The sequence below is a fragment of the uncultured Friedmanniella sp. genome (assembly GCF_964244005.1).
GTDB lineage: Bacteria > Actinomycetota > Actinomycetes > Propionibacteriales > Propionibacteriaceae > Microlunatus.
Window position 1 is genome coordinate 205473 of sequence record NZ_CAXTHG010000003.1, and the last position, 7850, is coordinate 213322.

Here is a 7850-nt window from a genome sequence, read left to right on the forward strand (position 1 = left end):
CAGGATCTTCCGGATGTCGTCCCTGTTCGTGCTGCTCGGATGACAAGCTGTGGACGACGAGGCGGCCTGTGGACAAGACCCAGCGCAACCCTTTCGGTGCCCTCGACAAGCTCGGGACGCGTTCCCACTCCTCAGTCGGGGGCGCTGCCCCAGTCGGAGACGGCGCCGATGGGCTCGGCCGGGTTGCCGGCGACGATGGTGTCCGGGGCGACGTCACGCCGGACGACCGAGCCGGCGCCGACCACGGCCCCCCGTCCGATGGTGACGCCCTTCAGCACCAGCGACCGGGTGCCCACGAGCACCTTCGGCTCGATCACGATCGGCGCCTTGTGCGGCCGGACCCGGCCTGACGGTGACGCCGTCCAGTGAAAGTCGGTGTCGAGCAGCTGCACCTCCCAGGAGATGCGGACGTCGTGGCCGATCGTCATCCCGGCCCCGACGTTGACCTTGGTCTTGGGACCGATCTTGGCGCCCTTGGCCACCGAGAGCGTCGCGCCCTCGCCCACCCAGATCTGGGCGCCGCGAGAGATCGTGCAGCCACGCTGCAGATCAAAGTGGCCGGGCCCGCTGAGCCGGACGCTGCGCTCGATCCGCGCGCCGGGGTGCCCGCGAAGGACTCCGCGGAGATAGCTCCAGAAATGCCGCCGCAGCGAACGAACACGAGACACAGGGGGGAACTCCTTGCTCGAAACAGAAGCCAGGTCGTCGATAGAGCCCGAAGTCTAATGCTCGAAGGCGTCCGCGACAGGCGCACTGGCGGTTACGCTATGCACTCCCAACCTCACCGGTGAGTGTTCTCCCGTCGGCGATCGAAGGTCGAGCTGTGTCCATCCGCGATGTGTTTGCCGGCTCCGACCGGGCCGAGGGACAGATATCCGGAGCTGCGCGAGAAACCGCCCGAGACGCGTTTAGCGTGGTTTTCGACCCTCGACAGAATGCGCTGAACGCGCTGCGGCTGCTGTTGGCGATCTCGGTCATCGGGTGGCACTCCTTTCCGATCACCGGCCGCGACATCGCGTTCGACCCGCTGCGCCAGCTGCTCAGCCACGTCGGCGTCGACGGCTTCTTCACGATCTCGGGCTTCCTGATCGTCTCGAGCTGGGTACGGGCACCGCGGACGGTCACCTTCCTGCGGGCGCGGGCGCTGCGGATCTTTCCGGGCTTCTGGGCCTCCCTGCTGGTCACGGCCGTGGTGATCGCTCCGCTGGCCCTGCTGCTCTCCGGGGACGGGCTGGGTGCGCGCTACTGGCGCGACTCGGTGTCCTACGTCGGCCGCAACGCCGGGCTCTGGGTCGCGCAGTACGACATCGCCGGCACCCCGGCCGACGTGCCGTTCCCCGGGGTCTGGAACGGCTCCATGTGGACGCTGTTCTGGGAGTTCCTCTGCTATCTCGCGGTGCTGGCGCTGGGCCTGACCCGGCTGCTGGAGCGTCGGTTCACCATCCCGGTCGCGTTCGTCGCGCTCACGCTGACCACCCTGGCCACGGCCTACGGCCCGGTCGACAACTACTGGCTGACCCTCGGCTCCCGCTTCGGGCTGCCGTTCGTCGCCGGCGCGGTGGTCTACCACTACCGCGACCGGCTCCCCGTCCGCGGCCCGCTCCTCGCCCTTGCGGCCGTGCTCGTGCTGGCGGCGTGCCTGCTGCCCGACTACCGGGTGGTCGCCGCGCTGCCGCTCGCCTACTTCCTGCTGAGCGTGGGCGCCCTCGGTCGGCACCCCCGGCTCCGCTTCCGTCAAGACCTCTCCTACGGCACCTACATCTACGCCTTCCCGCTGCAGCAGGCCTTGGCGCTCGTGGGCGCAGCCAGCCTCGGGGTGTTCCTCTTCGCCGTCGCCTCGCTCGCCCTGACCCTGCCGTTCGCGGCCGCGAGCTGGTTCGGGATCGAGAAGCCCGCACTGCGCCTGAAGGGACGTACGGCCAAGCCGGTCGACCGCGCGAGCGTGGCCACCGGCTGAGGATCGGTCGGCCCTGGGGGCCCGCGACGCTATAGTTGCCTGCGCGACGGACCGCCCGGAAAGGGCGGACCAGCGTATTCGCAGGCTGCGCACCGGGGCGCGCGTCGCTCACCGAAAGAGCACCGAGGAGCCGCAGTGACGGTCAAGCAGAAGGTCGGCCAGCTGGTCCCCCAGCCGGTACTTCGAGCCCGTGTCCGAGCGCTGCGCATGCAGCACACGCTCCGCGAGCTCGTGCCCGCGTTCGCCTACGACTTCCGCCGTTATCTCGAGCATTCCTCCTCGAACGGCCCCTTTGGTTCCCAGGCAAACCTGCGTTCGAAGATCACCGCGACCTACCACAACCTCGAAAAGGGACTGTCGCTGTCGAGCCCGCGGCCGGGCTTCGGCGAAAAGCCGGTGGGGACCCTGGTCAGCCTGCTGCGGACCTACGTCGCGGCGTACGGCTACGACGCCTGGGTCACCACGCCTCTGCTCGTGCTGCGCTCCTACGCCGACTTCAACACCGCCGCCGGGGCGGAGACCCCGCACGGGGCCGCGATCGCCGAGCTGCTCCTGCAGGCGGAGCAGCACCTGGCCACCCAGTCCGGCGTGGCCGGCGTCCGCCAGGTGCAGCGGTCAGAGATCGAGCAGGCGGTGAGCGCGATCGGGCTGGACTTCTTCAGCTCCCGATCCTCGGTCCGCCAGTACAGCGAGGCCCCGGTCGACGTCGCCGACATCGAGTTTGCTGCCGCAGCCGCCCAACGCGCCCCGGCGGTCTGCAACCGTCAGTACAACCGGATCTACGTCTACACCGACAAGGACGAGATCGCGAAGATCCTCGAGATCCAGGGTGGGGCACGCGGCTTCGGCAGCGAGCTGGGCGGACTGGCCATCATCACGAGCGACCTGCGGAACTTCTGGGCCGCCGGGGAACGCAACCAGGCCTGGACCGACGGCGGCCTGTTCGCGATGAGCTTCCTGCTCGGGCTGCACGCCCGCGGCCTGGGCACCGTCTGCCTCAACTGGAGCAAGCCGCCCGAGATCGACCGTCGGCTCCGCACGGTCGCCCAGCTCCCGTCGGAGTCGGTGGTGATCATGCTGATCGGCTTCGGCGTGCTGAAGGACAGCTACACCGTCGCCACCTCCAACCGGCTGCCGCTCAACGAGGTGCTCGAGCTTCGCTAGTCTCCGGCGCGCAGAGCCCAGCAACGCGCCCCGAGCCCGTCGAGGGCCCCGAAGGGGTTGCGGCAACTCATTCCTACAGCCAGCGCAACCTCTTCGAGGCCTTCGACAAGCTCAGGGCGCGTTCTCGGTTCCGCCCGCTCTCACAACACCAGGGCGCGTTTCTACTGCCCGCTCCCACAGAACAGCGACAGGCCCAGGGACAGCGTCCCTGGGCCTGTCGTCGAACTACGAACTAGCGCCAGGCGCCCAGGTGCTTGGCTCCGGTGGTCTTGCCGATCTTCGTGGCGACCCCCGAGGGCAGGGCCTGAGCCACCGTGGAATCGCGACTCGAGATCGCTGACACCGGCTGGAAGGCGCTGTTCACCGCGGCGGCGGCGACGTGGGAGTAGCTGGAGCCGTCCCGGCCCGTTCCCTTCTGGTAGTCGGCGAGCGTGCCGTAGGTCGTTGCGTACGCCCCGGCGTTGCCCCAGACGGCCGCGTACTTCGGTGTCCCGGTCGCGACCCGGCTGAAGACGTTGCCGTTGGAGTAGGTCACCATCTGTTCACCGGAGTAGACGCGGTCGTAGCCCTCGACGTGGAAGATGCTCGACTTGTCCGCCGTACCGCCGGAGAGGATGTTGTTCCCGACGGAGATGTTCCTGCTGATCCAGGGCATCGACCGGTCGGGCTGAGCACGCCGGTTGTCGTGTCCGGCCACGTTCAGCTGCGTGATCCGGCGGCTGTCCTGCACCACCGCGATCGCGGCCCGGCCGTTGCTGACGATCGTGTTGTTCCAGACCTGGACGTTGTCGGTGTCGGAGATGATCAGGCCGTCGTAGGCGTTCCCGCTGATCACGTTGTTGGCGATGGTGGCGGTGGAGGAGATCTCCAGCACCACGCCCCAGCGGCTACCGCCGGTGATCGTGTTGTTCAGCAGGTTGACCCCGTACATCGACTGGTCGGCCCAGAACTGGTTGCCGAACGTTCCGCTGATCTCGCTGTTCTGCAGCGTGAAGCCGCGGGTGGTGGTCACCTTCAGCCCACCGGCGCTGGGGGCTGCGTTGAAGTGCTGGTCGTTGCTGTTGCGGATCGCGACGTTGTCGACCACGAGGTTGTCGGCCTTGTTGGCTTGCAGGCCGATCTGACCGCTGCCGCTGATCGTGACGTTCTTCAGCGTGCTGCCGGTGTCGAAGATCCCGATGCCGGCCGTGGCGCTGTCCCGCACCTCGACGTTCTCCAGGTGCTGGTTGGGGTAGTAGGTCGTGATCACCCCCTGCTGCGGCACCGAGTCGGCGTAGCGGCGGAAGCCGATGCCCCGGATCGTCGTCCCCGGAGCGCGCAGCGAGACCGCCTGGCTGAGGGTGCTGGCCGCCACGGACCTGCCCGAGGGGTTCGTGCCGAGGTAGAGCCGCTTGCCGCTGGTGTCGACGTAGAAGGTGCCGGCCTTGACCTGGCTGAGGGCGCCGACCTGCTTCTGCTCGGCGCCGTCGATCCAGACCGCGTCGGGGTGGGCGGCCATCGGGTAGGCCGGGTCGAGGAACGACCAGCCGACCGCGGTACCGTCCGGTGCGCCCTTGGTGTACGTGGGGCTCGCGTCGAAGAGACTGGTCCAGTTGTTGAGGCGCCAAGCGCTGCCCGAGGCCTGGAAGCCGCTCACCGTGCTCGCACCGTCAAACCAGACGGCCTCACCCGGATAGCTCTGGATGGTGATGTTCTTCCCCGGCGGCACGATGAAGTACTCGTGGTAGCTGCCGCCGCGGATCACGACGGTGCCGCCGCCGGCCGTCTTGGAGATCGCCCTGGTGACGGTCTTGACCGGGGCTGCCTTGGAGCCCGCCGAGCTGTCGCTGCCTGAGGCGGACACGAAGACGGCGTTGCTCGGCACCGCGTAGCCCGTGGTGCCGATCGTCGCGGCGCCGTGGCTCGTGGTCGCCGGGGCGGAGGTCGGGGCAGGCGTCGGGGTGGCGGGGGTGGCCGGGGTCGTCGGCGCGGCGGCTGCGCCACCCGCGGTCGCCACCAGGGAGGTGGTCGAGAACTTCTGGGCGCTGTTGCCCGGTCCGACGTAGCCGGAGACCGCGATCGAGCCGGCGGCGGAGATGCGGCTGCTCGAGGTGTCGGTGGCGTTGGCCTGCCAGTCCGGGGCGAGCGTGCCGCTGACGTAGGCCTTGCCGCGGACGGAGACCCTCGAGCTGCCCGAGACCGACAGCTCGACGCTGACGACCTGGCCGGCCGACACCGTCGACAGCAGCTTCTGCGCCAGGATCGTGGCGGTACCGCCGGAGTAGCGAACGACCTCGACGTGCAGCTTGCGGTTGCCGTCGATCCGGGCCCGGCTGCCGTAGGAGGTGTCGTTGGTCTGCCGGCGCGCCTCGGAGGCGTAGTAGACCTGCTTCCCGGTCGGCACCACGAAGGTGGCGCGGGTGGTGACGTCAGCCACCTTGGTCGACTTCAGGACGGCGCGGAACGAGTGGGTGGCGGTGACGCCGGAGACGATGCCGATCCCGCCGCTCACCGAGGGCTTACCGCCCCGGACCGCCCAGCTGCCGCCGGTCGGCGCGGCGCCCCAGCCGGTCGTGACGCCACGGTCGAAGCCGTCGGTGACGACGGTGGTGGCCGCTGATGCGGCCGTCGGGGCAGCGGCGAGGGCGATAGAGGCGAGGAGGGTCGACGCCAGTGCGGCGACCGGCCCCGCCCAGCGTGGACGCGCGCCAAGAAAGAACGATGGCATGGTGGGGCACTCCTGCAGTCGGGGGCAATGGCTGTGGATTGTTGTGCAATCGTTGCCGACGAAGCATGGCACAAGCTGACCTCAGGAAAAAATCACGGAATCATCACAATCCGGCCACCGAACGATCACGGAGAACCGCTGTTGGTCAGGGGTTACGGGCCAGCCGGACGCCCTGGACGAGGCATCAGGGCTCGCCTCAACGTGCTGTACGCCACAGAACCGTTACGTCGGCGGGGCGTGATCTTGGTCATACCGCGCTCGATCTCAGCGGTGCCGGCCGTCCTGCGCAGCGGTCCTCAGGACGCGGCGCGACCGCGGAAGACCACGACGGGGCCTGCGGACGTGACCGTGACCTCCACGGTGACGGGGTCACGGCGGCCCTCGGCGAGAGTGAAGACGTATACCCCCGAGGCCGTCGCCCCGGGCTCGACCGAGCCCTTCAAGGGGCGGGCGGGCTTCCCCGTCATCGCGGCGGCAGGGGTGTCGTCCGAGGCGGTGGCGTTGACCACCGCCGAGCCGAGATCGACCGGCTGACTGGTGCCGTTCTTGACGGCGACGGTCACGGCCAGGCCAGGCCCCGACACCTCGCCGGGTCCGACCGCTTTCGCCGTGATCGCCGCGACCTTGGTCAACGTGACCGTGACGTCGTCGGCGGCCGTCCCGCGGCCGTCGAGCGTGACGGCCTTGCGCTTGGTGATCTTCTGGCTGGGCACACTGGCCTCGGTCGACCCTGGGGTGGGGGCCTGGACCGGCGTGGACACCGGGGTTGCGGTGACCGGTGGGGGACTGCTCGACGTAGCCGCGGACGTGGACGTGGGCGCAGGCGTGTCGCTGCTGGTGCAGCCGGTCAGGAGCAGTCCGCCGACCAACAGAGCGGCTAGCGAGACCGCCGCCGAACGTGCGGACCAAGAGCTGCCCGACCGGCCGTCGGCCATCGGTCGATCCGTCTCGAGCTCGCGTGCTCCGCGTCCCATTACTGGCCTCTCCTGTCGTGCCCCCCGAGGTCAGAACCTGATCCTCCCACCCGGCGGCGTGCTGTGGGGCACGGCCCGCCGGGTGGGAGGACAAGGGCGAGGCTCAGTTGCGGGTCACGACCAGGTTGTCGAACGACAGGGTGACCGGGATGCTCGTCGAGCTGGCACTCAGGTAGCCCTGGACCGCGACCGCACCCGCGGACTGCAGACCGGCTGCGGTGTTGGTCGCCGTGGCCTGAGCCGTGACCGGCTCGCTGGCCGAGGCCTTCCAGATCTTGCCCTGCAGTCTGGTCGTCCCGGTACCGCTCACGTCGAAGCGGATCTTGAACACCTGACCGGCCGTGTAGGTCAGTCCCGTCGCCGACTCCCCCAGCGACGTCTCGGTGCCGTTCACCAGCACCGAGGTACCCAGCCGGACCGTGCCGTCGGAGAGCAGCCGCGCCTTGAGCCGGTACTCCGAGGTGCCCTGCTTGCGCGAGGACAGGATCACGTAGAGACCGGAGCCGTTGGCGACCTTGTCGACCGAGAACTCCGCCGTCGTGGTCGAGTCCAGCGCCGACACCGAGCTCAAGGTGGCGATCGGACCGCTGCCGGCCTTGGTCACCGCCAGCAGACCCTTGCCGCCACTGGTCGAGAAGTACGTCGCCCCAGAGTCGGTCCACGCCCCACCCTTGTCAGCCGTCCCCCACTTCGAACCGGTCCGACCGAAGCCGTCCGACGCCACCACCGTGCTCACCGGCGCCGGAGCCGTCACGGTCACCGACCTGGTCACCGAGTCCGTCGCCCCCGCGTCGTCGGTCACCGTCAGCTTCACGTCATAGGTACCGGCCGCCGCGAAGGTGTGGGAGGCGGTCTTCCCCGTCCCCGTGCCGCCGTCACCGTAGGTCCAGTCGTAGGAGGCCACGGTGCCATCCGAGTCAGCCGAGGTGGACCCGTCGACACTGACCTTCAGGTCAGCCGCCGTCGAGGTGAACGCCGCCGTCGGCTTCACGTTCACCGGCGCCGGAGCCGTCACGGTCACCGACCTGGTCACCGAGTCCGTCGCCCC

At 69.2% G+C, this 7850-nt stretch carries 6 protein-coding genes; 2 read left to right on the forward strand and 4 right to left on the reverse strand.

The window, feature by feature from the left end; all coding sequences use genetic code 11:
• Nucleotides 1-131 precede the first annotated feature (131 nt).
• The gene (locus tag ACFE76_RS03425; protein ID WP_375430330.1) at nucleotides 132-668 is read right to left on the reverse strand and encodes an acyltransferase; all 537 of its coding nucleotides are present in this window, start codon (nucleotides 666-668) and stop codon (nucleotides 132-134) included.
• 245 nt (nucleotides 669-913) lie between these two features.
• On the opposite strand from ACFE76_RS03425, the gene ACFE76_RS03430 reads away from it, so the two are divergent.
• On the forward strand, nucleotides 914-1957 hold the full coding sequence (locus tag ACFE76_RS03430; RefSeq protein ID WP_375430331.1) for an acyltransferase family protein: 1044 nt from the start codon (nucleotides 914-916) through the stop codon (nucleotides 1955-1957).
• A gap of 135 nt (nucleotides 1958-2092) precedes the next feature.
• Nucleotides 2093-3121 carry a nitroreductase family protein gene (locus tag ACFE76_RS03435; RefSeq protein ID WP_375430332.1) on the forward strand — a complete coding sequence of 343 codons (1029 nt, stop codon included), beginning with the start codon at nucleotides 2093-2095 and terminating at the stop codon, nucleotides 3119-3121.
• 232 nt (nucleotides 3122-3353) lie between these two features.
• Here the strand turns inward: ACFE76_RS03435 and ACFE76_RS03440 are convergent, their stop codons facing one another.
• From ACFE76_RS03440 to ACFE76_RS03450, 3 genes are all read right to left on the reverse strand, one after another.
• A complete protein-coding gene (locus tag ACFE76_RS03440) occupies nucleotides 3354-5828 on the reverse strand; it encodes a right-handed parallel beta-helix repeat-containing protein (RefSeq protein ID WP_375430333.1) in 2475 nt (824 codons plus the stop codon).
• A 296-nt stretch (nucleotides 5829-6124) separates the two neighbouring features.
• Nucleotides 6125-6589 (reverse strand): hypothetical protein, encoded by a 465-nt coding sequence (locus ACFE76_RS03445; RefSeq protein ID WP_375430334.1) that lies wholly within the window; start codon nucleotides 6587-6589, stop codon nucleotides 6125-6127.
• A 316-nt stretch (nucleotides 6590-6905) separates the two neighbouring features.
• On the reverse strand, nucleotides 6906-7835 hold the full coding sequence (locus ACFE76_RS03450; RefSeq protein ID WP_375430348.1) for a PKD domain-containing protein: 930 nt from the start codon (nucleotides 7833-7835) through the stop codon (nucleotides 6906-6908).
• Nucleotides 7836-7850: the final 15 nt, after the last annotated feature.

Bases quoted from the DNA above. Each gene is read 5' to 3' on its own strand.
- ACFE76_RS03440 (WP_375430333.1), bottom strand. From the start codon at position 5,828: ATGCCATCGTTCTTTCTTGGCGCGCGTCCACGCTGGGCGGGGCCGGTC.